Source organism: Enterobacter cloacae complex sp. SYL003 (assembly GCF_049236925.1).
GTDB classification, from domain to species: Bacteria; Pseudomonadota; Gammaproteobacteria; order Enterobacterales; family Enterobacteriaceae; genus Enterobacter; species Enterobacter intestinihominis.
Genome location: NZ_JBMKJK010000002.1, coordinates 24,572 through 41,977, shown reverse-complemented (window position 1 = coordinate 41,977; position 17,406 = coordinate 24,572). Strand labels below are relative to the sequence as shown.

At 56.7% G+C, this 17,406-nt stretch carries 13 protein-coding genes; 3 read left to right on the top strand and 10 right to left on the bottom strand.

The features are described 5' to 3' along the window. Nucleotides 1–26: 26 nt before the first annotated feature. Nucleotides 27–1,280 carry a serine hydroxymethyltransferase gene (glyA, locus tag ACOT1A_RS02790; RefSeq protein WP_003860678.1) on the bottom strand — a complete coding sequence of 418 codons (1,254 nt, stop codon included), beginning with the start codon at nucleotides 1,278–1,280 and terminating at the stop codon, nucleotides 27–29. Between the two features lie 304 nt (nucleotides 1,281–1,584). On the opposite strand from glyA, the gene hmpA reads away from it, so the two are divergent. After that, complete coding sequence (hmpA, locus tag ACOT1A_RS02785; RefSeq protein WP_126503536.1) at nucleotides 1,585–2,775, top strand: NO-inducible flavohemoprotein; 1,191 nt, start codon at nucleotides 1,585–1,587, stop codon at nucleotides 2,773–2,775. An 80-nt stretch (nucleotides 2,776–2,855) separates the two neighbouring features. On the opposite strand, the gene glnB is transcribed toward hmpA, so the two are convergent. The 5 genes from glnB to purL form a co-directional block, all read right to left on the bottom strand. After that, a complete protein-coding gene (gene glnB / locus ACOT1A_RS02780) occupies nucleotides 2,856–3,194 on the bottom strand; it encodes a nitrogen regulatory protein P-II (protein WP_003860685.1) in 339 nt (112 codons plus the stop codon). 80 nt (nucleotides 3,195–3,274) lie between these two features. Next, the gene (gene glrR, locus ACOT1A_RS02775) at nucleotides 3,275–4,612 is read right to left on the bottom strand and encodes a two-component system response regulator GlrR (protein WP_015572150.1); all 1,338 of its coding nucleotides are present in this window, start codon (nucleotides 4,610–4,612) and stop codon (nucleotides 3,275–3,277) included. Further along, nucleotides 4,609–5,361, bottom strand: coding sequence for a two-component system QseEF-associated lipoprotein QseG (qseG, locus tag ACOT1A_RS02770; RefSeq protein WP_232934249.1), 753 nt, complete (start codon nucleotides 5,359–5,361; stop codon nucleotides 4,609–4,611). Before qseG ends, glrR begins: the two co-directional genes overlap by 4 nt. Continuing rightward, nucleotides 5,358–6,791, bottom strand: coding sequence for a two component system sensor histidine kinase QseE/GlrK (qseE, locus tag ACOT1A_RS02765; protein WP_032622390.1), 1,434 nt, complete (start codon nucleotides 6,789–6,791; stop codon nucleotides 5,358–5,360). Before qseE ends, qseG begins: the two co-directional genes overlap by 4 nt. Before the next feature lie 532 nt (nucleotides 6,792–7,323). Further along, nucleotides 7,324–11,211 carry a phosphoribosylformylglycinamidine synthase gene (purL, locus tag ACOT1A_RS02760; RefSeq protein ID WP_276170123.1) on the bottom strand — a complete coding sequence of 1,296 codons (3,888 nt, stop codon included), beginning with the start codon at nucleotides 11,209–11,211 and terminating at the stop codon, nucleotides 7,324–7,326. 267 nt (nucleotides 11,212–11,478) lie between these two features. On the opposite strand from purL, the gene mltF reads away from it, so the two are divergent. Next, a complete protein-coding gene (gene mltF / locus ACOT1A_RS02755) occupies nucleotides 11,479–13,029 on the top strand; it encodes a membrane-bound lytic murein transglycosylase MltF (RefSeq protein ID WP_032623752.1) in 1,551 nt (516 codons plus the stop codon). Here the strand turns inward: mltF and tadA are convergent. From tadA to murQ, 4 genes are read right to left on the bottom strand one after another with little or no spacing between them, the layout of a single operon-like run. Next, nucleotides 12,917–13,456: a tRNA adenosine(34) deaminase TadA gene (gene tadA, locus ACOT1A_RS02750; protein WP_063853374.1), complete on the bottom strand. Its 540-nt coding sequence runs from the start codon at nucleotides 13,454–13,456 to the stop codon at nucleotides 12,917–12,919. The genes mltF and tadA overlap by 113 nt on opposite strands. Before the next feature lie 24 nt (nucleotides 13,457–13,480). Further along, nucleotides 13,481–14,116: a phosphatidylglycerophosphatase C gene (gene yfhb / locus ACOT1A_RS02745; RefSeq protein WP_022649033.1), complete on the bottom strand. Its 636-nt coding sequence runs from the start codon at nucleotides 14,114–14,116 to the stop codon at nucleotides 13,481–13,483. Between the two features lie 3 nt (nucleotides 14,117–14,119). Continuing rightward, entirely contained in the window at nucleotides 14,120–15,484 is a 1,365-nt protein-coding gene (locus ACOT1A_RS02740; RefSeq protein WP_038416517.1) for a PTS transporter subunit EIIC, read from the bottom strand. 9 nt (nucleotides 15,485–15,493) lie between these two features. Further along, nucleotides 15,494–16,390 (bottom strand): N-acetylmuramic acid 6-phosphate etherase, encoded by an 897-nt coding sequence (murQ, locus tag ACOT1A_RS02735; RefSeq protein WP_038416519.1) that lies wholly within the window; start codon nucleotides 16,388–16,390, stop codon nucleotides 15,494–15,496. A gap of 118 nt (nucleotides 16,391–16,508) precedes the next feature. Here murQ and ACOT1A_RS02730 point away from each other — a divergent pair, with 118 nt between their 5' ends. After that, on the top strand, nucleotides 16,509–17,357 hold the full coding sequence (locus ACOT1A_RS02730) for a MurR/RpiR family transcriptional regulator (protein ID WP_023300733.1): 849 nt from the start codon (nucleotides 16,509–16,511) through the stop codon (nucleotides 17,355–17,357). Nucleotides 17,358–17,406 lie beyond the last annotated feature (49 nt).

Below are 17,406 nucleotides of genomic sequence, written 5' to 3'. Positions count from 1 at the left end.
CTTTTTCAATTCTGAAACGCAGAGAATTATGCGTACACCGGGAAGCGTGCGCAGATGTCCAGAACTTTACCTTTAACTCGCTCGATAACCGCGTCGTCATTGATGTTGTCCAGAACGTCACACATCCAGCCCGCCAGTTCTTTCACTTCCGCTTCTTTAAAGCCACGGCGAGTTACGGCCGGAGAACCGATACGGATACCGGAAGTCACGAACGGGCTCTTCGGATCGTTTGGCACGCTGTTTTTGTTCACGGTGATGTTGGCGCGGCCGAGGGCTGCGTCAGCTTCTTTACCGGTCAGGTTCTTATCGACCAAATCCAGCAGGAACAGGTGGTTTTCAGTCCCACCGGACACCACTTTGTAACCGCGGTTCAGGAACACTTCCACCATCGCTTTGGCGTTCTTAGCAACCTGCTGCTGATAAACCTTGAACTCTGGCTCCATCGCTTCTTTCAGCGCGACGGCTTTCGCGGCGATAACGTGCATCAGCGGGCCGCCCTGGGCGCTTGGGAACACGGCGGAGTTCAGCTTTTTGTACAGCTCTTCGTCACCGCCTTTCGCCAGGATCAGGCCACCGCGTGGACCCGCCAGGGTTTTGTGGGTGGTGGTGGTCACAACGTGCGCATGTGGAACCGGGTTCGGGTAAACGCCAGCGGCAATCAGACCGGCAACGTGCGCCATGTCGACGAACAGGTACGCGCCGATGCTGTCAGCGATTTCACGCATTTTTGCCCAGTCAACGATGCCGGAGTAAGCAGAGAAGCCACCGATGATCATCTTCGGCTTGTGCTCTTTGGCCTGCTTCGCCATGTCTTCGTAGTCAATTTTACCGGACTCATCAATACCGTAAGGGATGATGTTGTACAGTTTGCCAGAGAAGTTAACCGGAGAGCCGTGAGTCAGGTGGCCGCCCTGCGCCAGGTTCATACCCAGAACGGTATCGCCCGGCTGCAATAGCGCGGTGTAAACAGCGAAGTTAGCCTGAGAGCCAGAGTGCGGCTGGACGTTCGCGTAGTCAGCGCCAAAGAGTTCTTTCGCACGGTCAATCGCCAGCTGCTCAACGATATCAACGTATTCGCAACCGCCGTAGTAGCGCTTGCCCGGATAACCTTCAGCATATTTGTTGGTCAGCTGAGAACCCTGCGCCTGCATCACGCGCGGGCTGGTGTAGTTTTCGGAGGCGATCAGTTCGATGTGCTCTTCCTGACGTACTTTTTCCTGCTCCATAGCCTGCCACAGTTCGGCATCATAATCGGCAATGTTCATTTCACGCTTTAACATCCGCATCTCCTGACTCAGCTAACAAGTAAATTTTTGGCCTGAAAAGGCAGTCCTGTTGGACGACGGGCAACAGTATAACTGAATAGTTCTGCGATAACAGGTCTTGACAAACGATTTTACGCAAACGTTTACCTCCACACCACGCAAGGGTTTGAGCAATAAAGCTCTCGCCATTCTCAACGGATTTCTTTTCAGCTTTGTGATGCATATTTTTCACGATGCAAAGAACCATTTACATTGCAGGGGTATTTTTATAAGATGCATATAAAATACATCATTAAAGTAACATCAGAAGGAAGCTGCTATGCTCGACGCCCAAACCATCGCTACCGTGAAAGCCACAATCCCCCTGCTGGTTGAAACGGGTCCTAAACTGACCGCTCATTTCTACGATCGCATGTTCGCGCATAACCCGGAGCTCAAAGAGATTTTCAACATGAGCAACCAGCGTAACGGCGATCAGCGCGAAGCACTGTTTAACGCTATTGCCGCCTATGCCAGCAACATCGAAAACCTGCCGGCTCTGCTGCCTGCGGTGGAAAAAATCGCGCAGAAGCACACCAGCTTCCAGATCAAACCTGAGCAGTACAACATCGTGGGCAGTCACCTGCTGGCAACCCTGGACGAAATGTTCAGCCCGGGCCAGGAAGTGCTGGATGCCTGGGGTAAGGCATACGGCGTGCTGGCAAACGTGTTCATCAACCGTGAAGCGCAGATCTACAGCGAAAACGCCAGCAAGAATGGCGGCTGGGAAGGCACGCGTGCTTTCAGCATTGTTGAGAAAACCCCGCGCAGCGCACTGATCACCAGCTTTGAGTTTGAGCCGGTGGACGGCCAGCCAGTTGCCGATTACCAGCCGGGGCAGTATCTGGGCGTCTGGCTGAAGCCTGAAGGCTTCCCGCACCAGGAGATTCGCCAGTACTCCCTGACCCGCAAGCCAGACGGCAAAGGCTATCGCATTGCGGTTAAACGTGAGGAAGGCGGTCAGGTATCCAGCTGGCTGCATAACGTCGCCAGCGTGGGTGATATCGTTCATCTGGCCGCGCCAGCGGGTGATTTCTTTATGGCGGTGGAATCGGGTACCCCGGTGACGCTGATTTCCGCAGGTGTTGGTCAAACGCCAATGCTGGCGATGCTGGATACGCTGGCAAAATCAAACCACAGCGCGCAGGTTAACTGGTTCCACGCGGCCGAAAACGGTGATGTGCACGCCTTTGCAGATGAAGTGAAAGCGCTCGGAGCGGGTCTGCCACACTTTACCGCGCATACCTGGTATCGTTTACCCACGGAAGCTGACCGCGCAGCGGCACGTTTTGACAGCGAAGGCCTGATGAATTTAGGGCAGCACGAAGGGGCGTTTAGCGCACCGGGGATGCAGTTCTACGTGTGTGGGCCGGTAGCGTTTATGCAGTATGCCGCGAAGCAGCTGGTAGACCTGGGCGTGAACAAAGACAACATTCATTACGAATGTTTCGGCCCGCATAAAGTGCTGTAATCGCCCGGCGGCGCTGCGCTTGCACGGACCTGCGAAGGGTTCTGTAGGCCGGGTAAGCGCAGCGCCACCCGGCAAGAATGTTAAATCGCCGCGTCGTCTTCTTCGCCGGTACGGATACGGATCACGCGCGCCACGTCAAAGACGAAGATTTTCCCGTCGCCAATTTTACCGGTCTGCGCCGTGCGGATGATGGTATCCACACAGGTATCGACGATATCATCGCTCACCACGATCTCGATTTTCACTTTCGGCAGAAAGTCCACCATGTACTCTGCGCCACGGTATAGCTCGGTGTGGCCCTTCTGACGACCAAAACCTTTCACTTCAGTTACGGTCATCCCGGTGATGCCTACTTCTGCCAGCGCTTCACGTACATCATCCAGTTTGAAAGGTTTAATAATCGCATCAATTTTTTTCATGGTGGGTCCTTAAACTCTTGCCAGTAAGCAGCCTCGTAATCGGTTGCTCACAGTATCATATTCAGGCGAATTTTGCGGTATTACTCTTTAAAATCGTTCGCTTCCAGCTCGTGGCGTGAGAGCAATTTATAGAACTCGGTACGGTTACGCCCGGCCATGCGCGCCGCGTGGGTCACGTTGCCTTTGGTGATTTGCAGCAGCTTGCGCAGATAGTTCAGCTCGAACTGATTTCGCGCTTCCGCAAACGTCGGTAAGGCCGTGTTTTCCCCCTCGAGCGCCTGCTCCACCAGCGCATCGCTGATCACCGGCGATGACGTCAACGCCACGCACTGCTCAATCACGTTCACCAGCTGGCGTACGTTACCCGGCCAGCTTGCGGTCATCAGGCGTTTCATCGCATCGGTGGAGAACGCGCGCACAAATGGTTTGTGGCGGTCAGCGGCCTGGCGCAAAAGGTGATTTGCCAGCAGCGGGATATCTTCCGCACGCTCGGCCAGCGCCGGGATTTTCAGGTTGACGACATTCAGTCGATAGTAGAGATCTTCGCGGAACTCGTTGCGCGCCATCACCTTGGGTAAATCACGGTGGGTGGCGGAAATAATACGCACGTTGATATCGATATCGCGGTTGCTGCCGAGCGGACGCACTTTCCGCTCCTGCAACACGCGCAGCAATTTGACCTGCAGCGGCGCGGGCATATCGCCAATTTCATCAAGGAACAGCGTGCCCCCCTCAGCCGCCTGGAACAGCCCTTCACGGCTGCTCACCGCGCCGGTAAAGGCGCCGCGGGCATGGCCGAAGAGCTCTGATTCGAGCAGCTGTTCCGGCAACGCGCCACAGTTAATGGCAATAAAAGCATTTTTACTGCGCGGGCTGGCGTTGTGGATCGCCTGGGCGAGGATCTCTTTCCCGGTCCCGCTCTGGCCGTTGATCAGCACGCTAACGTCGGATTGCGCCACCATCCGCGCCTGTTCCAGCAGGCGCAGCATCACAGGGCTACGCGTCACGATGGATTCACGCCAGGCGTCGTCGCCGGATGGCGCTGCGTGCTCAAGGGCGCTGTCGATCGCTTTATAGAGGGCGTCTTTATCCACCGGTTTGGTGAGGAAGCTGAATACCCCCTGCTGCGTCGCGGCCACCGCATCAGGAATAGATCCGTGAGCGGTGAGGATAATCACCGGCATCCCGGGCTGCTGCTTCTGGATCTCCGTGAACAGTTGCAGGCCATCCATTTCATCCATGCGCAAATCGCTGATCACCAGATCGATTTTCTCACGGCTGAGCACTTTCAGCCCCTCCTGCCCACTTTCAGCGGTGACCACGCTGTAGCCTTCGCTGACCAGACGCATCCCCAGCAGCTTTAACAGCCCGGGATCGTCATCCACCAGTAACAGATGGGCAGGTTTACGGCTTGTCATGGCTTCACATCCTCTTGTTTCGGCGTCTCACTGTCTGGCGTCGTGGCAGAGTTGCCTTTCGACCCATCGGGCAGATAGCTGCCTGCCGGCTTACGCGTCGAGAGCTGTCTTTCGATATCGGTCAGATTTTCGAGCTTGCGGGTGGTGGTTTCCAGCTGCTCGCGCAGCGACTCCTGCTGCTGGCGAAGCGCATCAAGCTCGCTGTCGCTTGACTGCTGCAATTTGCTGTAGCGGAAACGCTCTTCAGACAGCTGTAATTGCAGGGTTTGTCCGTCCCGCCAGAGCTGATAGACCGGGCGCACCTGCGGGGGAATATTGATCACGTAAGTATCCAGCCGCGTCACGTTGGCGCGGCGTTCGACAGGCGTGATTCTGGCATCCGCCATCACGATCCCGCGTTTAAATGCGTCCTGCCAGGTATCGTCCACCAGCATCGCCGCCTGGGCACGGGCCTCAGCGGGCGCCAGCCGCTGGGCGCAGTCTATTCCGCGCAGCCAGAAAAGAGGGTTGGATTCAACATCACGCCCCGACAGGCTCCAGATATCATCGCAACGTGTCGAAAGGAAATCAGCCAGCTGTTTTTGCGGCCATCTATCTTCCTGTTTGTGGCTAATTGCACTTTTCGGTGCATGGGTTACACAGCCTGCCAGCAGTAAGCAGGGCAGGCTGAGGCGCACATTTTTGCTGGAAAACACCGCGCGCAATGCGCGGTAAAAGACGTGTGACATACTCACCAGGTTGTTATTCATTTCATTGATTTTTCCGGCTCAAGCGGCAGTTCGATACGAAAACAGACATCGGCGCGTTCATCACTCACGATGTTAAGCTCACCCTGCATGCGTCGTATGCAGTCGCGGGCAATACTCAGCCCCAGACCACTTCCTTTTACCGCACCTTTTCGCTGATGACTCCCCTGGAAGAAGGGTTCAAAGATCATCGTTTTTTCATCATCCGGAATCGGGCTTCCGGTATTCGCTACGTCAATAAATACCCGCGAACCGTTGTTATTGCTTCTGATATAAATGGTACCGGATTCAGTACCATAGTGCACCGCATTGGAATAAAGATTATCCAGTACGCTCATTAACAGCATCGGTTCTGCAAGACAGGCTGGCGCGTTGAGTTCCACCTGGGTATGCATCATTTTAGCTCTTGCTGGCAGGCTATGGGCGGAGATCACCATGTCCACCAGCGGTTCAATCTCAACGCTTTCAAGCACCACAGCACCATCCGCCAGCTTGCGGTTATAGTCCAGCAGTTGTTCAATAAGCTTTTGTAAATTGCGGCTGCTGGCATCCAGAATCGCCACGATCTCTTTTTGCTCAGGGGTTAACGGCCCCGCCACTTCGTCGGCCAGCAGTTCCGTACCTTCACGCATGCTGGCCAGCGGCGTTTTGAGTTCGTGTGAGATATGGCGCAGGAACTGGTGGCGCTGCGATTCCAGCCACGCCAGGCGCTCTGAAAGCCAGATGATGCGTTGACCGACCGAGCGCAGCTCGCGCGGGCCTTTAAAAACGACCGTATCCCCGAGAGATTTACCCTCCCCCAGGCGGTTAATCATCCGCTGGATCCCCTTCACGGGGCCGATGATCATGCGGGTAAAGAGCAGCACCAGCCCCAGGCTGACGAGGAACAGCACCAGCGCCTGCCAGCCGAAGAACTGGCCGCGCTCGGCAATCTCCTGCTGGAGCTGCTGACCACGGGAAAAGATAACCGTACGGGTGGACTGAACCATCTCCGTATTGGCGTTCGCGAAGGCTTCAAGTCGGGCGGCGGCGGCGGCATCAGGACCGCTGTTTTTGCACTGGAGCTGCGCCAGATCGTTCAGATCCTGACGCAGCGCCTGATAGAGTTTGTCATCTGGCAGCACCCCGGCGTGGGCGTCCAGCATTTCGCTGTAGCGTTTACGCTGGTTCTGATAGACCCTCTCCAGCGTGCGATCGTCCAGCACGCAGTACTGGCGATAGCTACGCTCCATCTCAAGCGCGGCGTTGGTCATCGCCTCGCTACGGCGAGCATCAATAAGCGTGGTGCGGTTAGTCAGGGCCGCCTGTGCACTTAACGCGTTCAGGCTTTGCCAGGCCTGCCAGGCCAGAACCAGCAAAGGTAGCAGGATCAGCAGGAAGGCCATCATAACGAGCTGTCGCAGGGAGCGAGGGAAAGCGGGCCAGCGTTTCAACACATTACTCTCTTCATCCGGGTTTGAGGAGAGCGTAACTGAGTCTGCCCTTCAGATACAACAAAGCCGGGTAAAAACCCGGCTTTGTCATGGAATAAGGCGGTGCCTAACTCGACGTTTCGCCCTGGCCTGATAAAGCATTGCAATAATCAGTAGTTGGACGGCAGGCACCTTTTTGTGCGTCATTCGAAGTTTATGTAGCACGTCCCGAAGGGGCTGACATAAGAAGGTGAATGAGCCACTGGTTACTATTATGCAACACGCGTGCCAGATTGCAAAAATTAATGCTATCCTTATGATTAGTAATATTTTTATTATCAAAACGTATTGATTGTTACGTGAATGATTTCCAGGCTAAGTGTCGCTATTAAGCAACACCTTAACGGAAACCTGTCCTGCCGCATATAAATCAACAGGTTAAATGTCTCCTTTTGGAGACACTCAGACCAGAGAGTTGTCGCGATTTTGCGACAGAGACAAAAAAGCCCGGTGGCGCTCGCGCTTACCGGGCCTACAGTCAGGGCGTAGAAACTTAACCTAGTTGTTTACGTGCGTTGCGGAAAATGCGCATCCACGGGCTGTCCTCGCCCCAGTTTTCCGGATGCCAGGAGTTGCTCACGGTACGGAAGACACGCTCCGGGTGCGGCATCATAATCGTCACCCGACCGCTTTCGCTGGTGACCGCGGTAATGCCATTTGCCGAACCGTTCGGGTTAGCCGGATAGGTTTCGGTGACCTTGCCAAAGTTATCAACAAAGCGCAGCGCCACCAGTCCTTTGCTTTCAAGCTGAGCCAGGTGCGCCGCATCACGGACTTCAACCTGACCTTCACCGTGCGAAACCGCGATTGGCATCTGCGAACCGACCATCCCCTGCAACAGCAGAGACGGGCTTTGGGTTACTTCTACCAGGCTGAAGCGCGCTTCAAAGCGGTCAGACTGGTTACGCACAAAGCGCGGCCAGGCTTCGCTGCCCGGGATCAGCTCGCGCAGGTTAGACATCATCTGGCAGCCGTTACACACGCCCAGCGCCAGCGTCTGCGGACGGTGGAAGAAGGTTTCAAACTCGTCACGTACGCGGCTGTTGAACAGGATGGACTTCGCCCAGCCTTCGCCCGCGCCCAGCACGTCACCGTAGGAGAACCCCCCGCAGGCTACCAGTGCCTGGAAATCATCCAGCCCGGTACGCCCTGCCAGCAGGTCGCTCATGTGGACGTCGATGGCGTCAAAGCCCGCCCGGTGGAAGGCCGCTGCCATCTCAACGTGGGAGTTAACGCCCTGCTCGCGCAGCACGGCCACTTTCGGACGCGCACCGGTCGCAATGAACGGCGCGGCAATGTCTTCGTTGATGTCGAAGGTGAGCTTCACGTTCAGGCCAGGATCGTTGTCGTTCGCCTTCGCGTTATGCTCCTGATCGGCACATTCCGGGTTGTCACGCAGGCGCTGCATCTGCCAGGTGGTTTCCGCCCACCACATACGCAACGTGGTGCGGCTTTCGCTGAACACCGGGTGGCCGTCGGCTTCAATCACGAAGCGGTCGCCCTGCACCGCTTTACCGAGATAGTGCACGCAGTCTGCAAGACCGTGCTGCGCCAGAATCGCTTCCACCGCGTCGCGATCTGCGGCGCGTACCTGAATGACCGCGCCAAGCTCTTCGTTAAACAGCGCCGCCAGGCGGTCTTCGCCAAGCGTTGCAATGTTTGCTTCAACGCCGCAGTGGCCGGTGAAGGCCATCTCTGCCAGCGTCACCAGCAGGCCGCCATCGGAACGATCATGGTAGGCAAGCAGCTTACGCTGCGCCACCAGCGCCTGAATTGCGTCGTAGAAGCCTTTCAACTGTGCGACGTCCCGCACGTCGGCTGGCTTTTCGCCGAGCTGGCGGTAAACCTGTGCCAGCGCGGTGGCACCCAGCGCGTTATGGCCTTTGCCGAGGTCAATCAGCAGCAGGGCGTTATCTTCAGTGGAAAGCTGCGGCGTAACGGTATGACGCACGTCTTCCACGCGCGCAAACGCGGTGATCACCAGCGACAGAGGCGAAGTCATCTCGCGCTGCTCGCTGCCTTCCTGCCAGCGGGTTTTCATCGACATGGAGTCTTTACCCACCGGAATGGTCAGGCCGAGCGCAGGACACAGCTCTTCACCCACCGCTTTTACCGCTTCATACAAGCCCGCGTCTTCGCCAGGGTGACCGGCAGCGGCCATCCAGTTCGCGGAAAGTTTGATGCGTTTGATGTCGCCAATCTGCGTCGCGGCGATATTGGTCAGCGCTTCACCGACCGCCAGACGGGCAGAAGCGGCGAAGTCCAGCAGAGCCACCGGGGTGCGTTCACCCAGCGCCATCGCTTCGCCGTAGTAGCTGTCGAGGCTCGCGGTGGTCACGGCGCAGTTAGCGACCGGGATCTGCCACGGGCCGACCATCTGATCGCGTGACACCATACCGGTCACGGTACGGTCGCCGATGGTGACCAGGAAGGTTTTCTCCGCCACCGCAGGCAGGTGCAGCACGCGGTTAACCGCTTCCGCCACAATAATGCCCTGACGATCCAGCGCTTTACCCGCCGCTTTGCGGGTTGTAACGTCGCGGGTCATCTTCGGCGTTTTGCCGAGAAGCACGTCGAGCGGCAGATCGATCGGCTGGTTGTCGAAATGGGTATCACTGAGAGTCAGGTGCTGCTCTTCGGTCGCTTCACCGATGACGGCATACGGCGCGCGCTCGCGGCGGCACAGCTCGTCAAACAGCGGCAGCTGATCGGCAGCAACAGCCAGCACGTAGCGCTCCTGGGATTCGTTACACCAGATTTCCAGCGGGCTCATGCCTGGCTCATCGCTCAGGATATCGCGCAGGTTGAAGCGCCCGCCGCGACCGCCGTCGCTCACCAGCTCAGGCATGGCGTTAGAGAGCCCACCCGCGCCCACGTCGTGGATAAACAGAATCGGGTTGGCATCGCCGAGCTGCCAGCAGCGGTCGATCACTTCCTGACAGCGGCGCTCCATTTCCGGGTTGTCGCGCTGCACGGACGCGAAGTCGAGATCCGCATCAGACTGGCCGGAAGCCATAGACGAGGCTGCACCACCGCCCAGACCAATGTTCATTGCCGGGCCGCCGAGCACGATCAGCTTCGCGCCCACGACGATCTCACCTTTTTGCACGTGATCGGCGCGAATGTTGCCGATCCCGCCCGCCAGCATGATGGGTTTGTGGTAGCCGCGCAGCTCTTCGCCGTTGTGGCTGTCCACTTTCTCTTCGTAGGTACGGAAGTAACCGTTCAGCGCCGGACGACCAAATTCATTGTTGAACGCCGCGCCGCCCAGCGGGCCTTCGGTCATGATATCCAGCGCGGTCACAATGCGCTCTGGCTTGCCGAAATCTTCTTCCCACGGCTGTTCAAAGCCCGGAATACGCAGGTTGGAAACGGAGAAACCGACCAGACCCGCTTTTGGTTTCGCGCCGCGACCGGTCGCACCTTCGTCACGGATTTCACCGCCGGAGCCGGTCGCCGCACCCGGCCACGGAGAGATGGCCGTCGGGTGGTTGTGGGTTTCCACTTTCATCAGGATATGCGCAGGCTCCTGGTGGAAGTCATAGCGCCCTGCTTCGCGGTCGGCGAAGAAGCGGCCCACCTCGGAACCTTCCATCACCGCGGCGTTGTCTTTATAGGCAGACAGCACGTGGTCAGGGGTTTGCTCCATGGTGTTTTTGATCATTTTGAACAGCGACTTCGGCTGCTGTTCGCCGTCGATAATCCAGTCGGCGTTGAAAATTTTGTGGCGGCAGTGCTCGGAGTTGGCCTGCGCGAACATATACAGTTCGATGTCGTTCGGGTTGCGATTCAGCTTAACGAATGCATCCTGAAGGTAGTCGATTTCATCTTCTGCGAGCGCCAGACCAAGACGCAGGTTTGCGTCGATCAGCGCCTGACGCCCCTGCCCCAGCAGATCCACGCTCTGTACCGGCGCAGGCTGATGGTGGGAGAACAGTTTCTGCGCATCATCCAGAGAGTCAAACACGCTCTCCATCATGCGGTCGTGCAGCTCCGCTGTGACGGCCTGCCACTGCGCGTCGCTCAGGGTTGACGCTTCCACATAGTACGCCACGCCGCGCTCCAGACGGTTAATCTGGCTCAGGCCGCAGTTGTGAGCGATGTCGGTGGCTTTGGAAGACCAGGGGGAGATGGTGCCAGGACGTGGCGTGGCGAGGATTAATTTGCCGGTCGGCGTATGGCTGCTCAGGCTTGGGCCATATTTAAGCAGACGTTCCAGCTGTACGCGCTCCTCTGCATTCAGGGGGGCATTCAGGTCAGCAAAATGGACATACTCAGCGTAAATATTGCTTACCGGAAGGTCGGCCGCCTGAAAACGTGCCAGCAGTTTATTAATACGGAAGGCAGACAGTGCAGGCGAACCACGCAGAATTTCCATCATAAGTCTCTCGTCTTCGAAGCGCCGGGGCGCTTACAGTGTGCGCAAGGGGGGAAAACGGGCGTCATTATAGAGAATCCTGAGCGCCGACGAAACCGTTTGCGTCGAAATAAAATCATCCTTTTTGTTTAACAATAGATGTGACCTGTCTCTCTAATTGGTTGCCAACTGGCGCTACTTTGCGCAAAATGCCGCTCAATCAATGGCAAACTCTACTCTTAACATGACTACAGCACACTGAGGCAACCGGCGTCGCAGAGAATTAACTAATTGAAAAAATTAAAGATTAATTATCTGCTCATCGGCATTGTTACGTTGCTGCTGGCAGTGGCCCTCTGGCCGTCTATCCCCTGGTTCGGCAAAGCCGAAAACCGTATCGCCGCTATTCAGGAGCGGGGGGAGTTGCGCGTCAGTACCCTCTCCTCTCCGCTTATATACGACGATATCAACGGTAAAACCATTGGTCTTGATTACGAACTGGCACAGCTGTTTGCGGACTATCTGGGCGTGAAGCTTAAAGTCACCGTGCGGCAGAACATCAACCAGCTGTTTGATGATTTAGACCATGACCGTGCCGATATTCTCGCCGCAGGTCTGGTGTACAACAGCGAACGCAGCAAAAATTATCAGCCGGGCCCGACCTATTACTCTGTGTCGCAGCAGGTGGTTTATCGTGTGGGTAGCTTGCGCCCGCGCTCACTGGCCGACATTACCGACCAGCAATTGACCATTGCGCCGGGCCATGTGGTGATTGACGATCTGCGGGCGTTGAAAGAGAAAAAATACCCGAACCTCAGCTGGACGGTCGATCCTAAACTCGGCACTACCGAATTGCTGGAGCAGGTAAAAGATAAAAAGCTGGCCTATACCATTGCTGATTCGGTGGCGATCAGCCTTTTCCAGCGCGTTCATCCTGAAATCGCCGTGGCGCTGGATGTGACCGATGAACAGCCGGTAACCTGGTTTACCCAGTTAGATGACGATCAAACCGTCTCTGCGGCTATGCTCGATTTCTTTAATTCCATCAATGAAGACGGCACCCTGGCGCGTCTGGAAGAGAAATATCTCGGTCACGGTGACGATTTTGATTACGTTGACACCCGCTCCTTCCTGCGCGCGGTGGATAGCGTGCTGCCGGACCTGCAACCGCTGTTCGAGAAGTACGCTCAGGAGATTGACTGGAAGTTACTGGCGGCAATTTCCTACCAGGAATCGCACTGGGATGCTCAGGCCACCTCCCCCACGGGCGTGCGCGGGTTGATGATGCTGACCAAAAATACCGCGCAGAGCCTCGGCATTAGCGATCGAACCGATGCGGAACAGAGCATCAGCGGCGGCGCGCAATATTTACAGGATATGATGGCGAAAGTGCCGGAGACGGTTCCTGAAGGGGAGCGGATCTGGTTTGCGCTGGCCGCCTATAACATGGGTTATGCCCATATGCTCGACGCGCGGACGCTGACGGCAAAAACCAAAGGTAACCCGGACAGCTGGTCAGATGTAAAACAGCGCCTGCCGCTGCTTAGCCAGAAACAGTGGTACCAGAAGCTGACGTACGGCTATGCGCGCGGGCATGAAGCGTATGCCTACGTGGAAAATATTCGTAAGTATCAGATAAGCCTGGTGGGATATCTGCTGGAGAAAGAAAAAGAGGCGGCCGAGGCGCAACAGCTGGCTGAAAGCTATCCGGTGGTCGCACCGGACGAGCTTAATCACCCTGCGGTTTCAATTCTGCCTTTTGTTGCTTTTTCTGCAGCCGACGCATTCGAAAAAAGTCACTTAACAGACCCGAACATTCTTGTGCAAGTACCCCGCCGATAGTTTTCACCTGGTGGTTCATCCCCGGATGCCCAAGCACGTCCATCAGTGAACCAGCAGCGCCCGTTTTTTCATCCCGCGCGCCAAACACCAGCGTACCGATTCGGCTATGCACCATCGCCCCGGAGCACATCACGCACGGTTCAAGGGTGACGTACAGGGTGGTATCAAGCAGACGATAGTTTTGCAGCACCAGTCCGCCCTGACGCAGCGCCATAATTTCAGCATGCGCGGTAGGATCGTGACGGCCAATCGGACGGTTCCACCCTTCACCAATTACCTGATTGTTATGGACCAGCACCGCGCCCACGGGAACTTCGCCCTCTTCCCAGGCGCGCTGAGCCAGCGCCAGCGCGTGGCGCATCCAGTATTCATGATTGTGTTCAGGGTTGGACAAGGGCTGATACTCCAGTCGAAAAGCGGGCGGCATTATACACAGCCGGTACAGATAAGACTATTCGAGTTGCTGAAGTTCGCCCAGAGGGGTGACGCGCCAGCGGTGCTGACAAAAATAGAGAAGCGGGTTGTCCTGCTTGCTGTCGCTGTAGCCGCTGTACAGACGCAGCGGCGTACCGATGCGTTTCTCCAGCTGCACCACTTTTTCATGTCCGAGGCAGCGCAGGGTAAGCACCCAGCCGCCGTAGCCGCGCGCGATCTGCGTGGCGATAAGGTTTACGCGCGGCAGCCAGGGCGTATCATAATAGACCTGCTCTACCAGCGTCTGCGGGGAGCCGGTAATCAGCCAGATATCGGCATCGTTGGCGTCGAGATAGCTGGTCAGGCGCGCCTGGACCACGGGAAACGCGGCGACGTGCCCGCGAAACCAGTGGGCAAAATCCTGTTCAAGCTGCTTAAGACGCGCTTCGCTATGACCAAACGTGCATCCCCAGAGCAGCAGGCTCATCGGCCAGCGCGCTGAACGGCCTTTCACCAGTAGCGCGATGCCAATAACGGGTAAAAGGGGCAATACCAGCAACGCGTTAAGGGGCTGGCGCCGCAGCAGATAGCGCATAAAGGTGCCGAACATATCCTGCTGATGCAGCGTTCCATCCAGATCAAAAAAGACAACGCGACGCTCGTGATTTGCCAAACCTTACTCCTCTGGGTCGTTGAATCCTAATAGCCAGGTAAACAGGAACCCGGCGATCACCGCTACCAGATAGCCTAACAGATAGAGCATCACTTTTCCGGTCACGATGGTTAATGCCAGCGGTAAACCGGAAATCCCGAAGGTGATAACGGTCGCCACTTTCCAGTAGCTAATCAACGCCCCGCCCACCGCGCCACCGAGACAGGCGGCCAGGAACGGCTTGCCCAGCGGCAGCGTAACGCCGAAAATCAGCGGCTCGCCGATACCGAGCAACCCGACCGGCAACGCCCCTTTAATGACCTTTTTCAGACGTGCGTTGCGGGTTTTCATCAGCACCGCGATGGCCGCGCCGACCTGCCCAACGCCCGCCATCGACAGGATCGGCAGCAGGGCGTTATAGCCGTGCGCCTGTACCAGTTCGACATGAATCGGCACTAGCCCCTGATGCAAACCGGTCAGCACTAACGGCAGGAAGGTTCCGGACAGCACAGCCCCCACCAATAACCCACCGCGATCGATAGCCAGAGACGCGCCGTGGGCGATGGCTTCAGAGATGGCGCCGCCTAACGGTTGCAGCGCCACAATCGCCACGCTCCCGGTAATCAATGTGGTCAGCAGCGGGTTGAGGATCAGCTCAATCGAGCCTGGCAGCACCGCGCGCAGCTTTTTCTCGATCCAGCACATCAGAATGACCACCAGCAGCACGGCAATCACCCCGCCGCGGCCAGGCTGAAGCGCCTCGCCAAACAGCGTAATCTGCGCCAGCTGCGGGCTGGAGAGGATACCCGCCATAACGCCGCCCATCGCCAGCGAGCCGCCAAACACTTTGGCCGTGTTCACCCCCACCAGAATGTTCATGATGGCAAACACCGCGCTGCCGAAAATCGCCAGAATACCCAGCAGGTTCGGATACTGCGTGGCAAAATCCCCGACAATATCCGGACGCTTAAGAATATTGATAATCCCGGTGATCAGCCCCGACGCGATAAACGCCGGGATCAGCGGAATAAAGACGTTAGCCAGTTGGCGCAGCGCATCGCTCATAGGGGCTTTGTATTTGGCTTTCGCCTGCGCTTTGGTGCGTTCCGCATCGTCAAAGGCGGGAGCCGTTTCACCGCACGTCATCAGGGCGCGCATGGCATCTACCACCTGCGCCGCTTTGCCCGGACCGACAATCAACTGGTGCTGTTGCCCCTGCTTAACGTACCCGCTCACGCCGGGAAGCTGCTTAAGGCGCGTCAAATCAAGCTGTTCGTCGTTATGCACCTCGACGCGAACACGCGTCATACAGTTCTCAAGACGCTGAATATTTTTTTCCCCACCGATCCCGAGCAGGATGTCGCTGGCGAGCGCTGCTGTTTTGTCCATACACGCCTCTTATTGGTGTTCTAATGCCGCCCGTAAAAACCCGTGATGGGCTTCGAGTCTGGCTCTGGCCGCGGCTGCATCCAGCCCGGTTAATATCATCAGAATGGCGGGTTTTACATCGTGATCGGTCTGCTGAAGCACCTTTTCCGCCTCTTCACGACTGGCGCCTGTCGCTTCCATCACCATGCGACACGCTCTGTCCACCAGCTTGATGTTAGTGGCCTGCATATCCACCATCAGGTTTTGGTAGACCTTGCCAAATTTCACCATCGCGCCGGTGGAGATCATATTGAGCACCAGCTTCTGCGCGGTACCCGACTTCAGCCGTGTGGAGCCGGTGAGCGCTTCCGGCCCGACGACCGGAGAGATGGCAATGGCGGCCACCTGCGCAATCGGCGAGCCCGGGTTACAGGAGATGGCCACTGTGGTGCACCCGGTCTGTCTGGCATATTCCAGTCCACCAATGACGTACGGCGTACGACCAGAAGCCGCCAGGCCGACCACCAGATCCCTCGCGGTCAGGTTCAGCGCCCTGAGATCATCTTCACCAAGCTGTTTATTGTCTTCTGCCCCTTCTACCGCTTTCAGCAGCGCGCCGGGGCCACCGGCAATCAGGCCAACGACCAGCCCGTGCGGAACGCCAAAAGTCGGCGGACATTCTGAGGCATCCAGCACACCGAGGCGCCCGCTGGTTCCCGCTCCCATATAAATAATGCGTCCTCCTGCTTTCAGAGCGCCGGCAGCGGCGTCTACGGCTTTTGCTACCTCAGGCAATGTCTCTTTGACTGCCAGCGCGACGAGGGTATCCTGTTGATTAAAGCGGTTTACCAGCTCCAGCGTGGACAGTGCATCAAGATCCATGGTTTGCGGGTTACGCGTTTCAGAAACAAGAGAGCCAAGATTCATGTTATTTACCTCTGGAATTTTTAATTCATAATAAACGCACTATAATGGAATATAAAATTCATTCAGGCGAGCAAAATTCGTATTTGCGCGGGTAATCACATTTTCGCCAGGAGACCGTATGAACTGTTTAATTCGTATTCGTCAGCGCTACGCAGGGTTTGCCCAGAGTGATAAAAAGCTGGCGGATTTTTTACTTTCTCAGCCCGATCGCGCGCGACACCTCAGCTCCCAGCAGCTGGCAGGCGAAGCCGGGGTAAGCCAGTCGAGCGTGGTGAAATTCGCCCAGAAAATAGGCTATAAGGGCTTTCCGGCGCTAAAGCTGGCGATCAGTGAAGCACTGGTGAGCAACCCGAATCCGCAGTCAATGCCGGTGCATAACCAGATCCGTGGCGACGATCCGATGCGTCTGGTGGGCGAAAAGCTGATCAAGGAGAACGTGGCGGCAATGCATGCCACGCTGGATGTGAACACGGAAGAGAAGCTGCTGGAAAGCGTAGCCATGCTTCGCGACGCGCGGCGCATTGTGTTGACCGGGATCGGCGCCTCCGGACTGGTTGCGCGTAACTTTGGCTGGAAGCTGACAAAAATCGGCTATAACGCCATCGTTGAACAGGATATGCACGCGCTGCTGGCGACCGTGCAGGCCATGGATCCTGACGATTTACTGCTGGCCATCTCCTATTCCGGCGAGCGACGTGAAATTAATATGGCCACTGACGAAGCCCTGCGCGTAGGGGGAAAAATTCTGGCGATTACCGGATTTAGCCCGAATGCGCTCCAGCAACGGGCAACCCGCTGCCTGTATACCATTGCCGAGGAACAGGCCACTCGCAGCGCGGCGATTTCGTCGACGAGTGCGCAGATGATGCTGACGGACCTGTTGTTTATGGCGCTGGTTCAGCAGGATCTGGAGCGTGCGCCAGAACGTATTCGGCACAGCGAAGAGCTGGTAAAAAAACTGGTTTGAACAACGAATGAGCGTATAATGCCCGCCCTGTTTGTGATGTTTCTGAGAA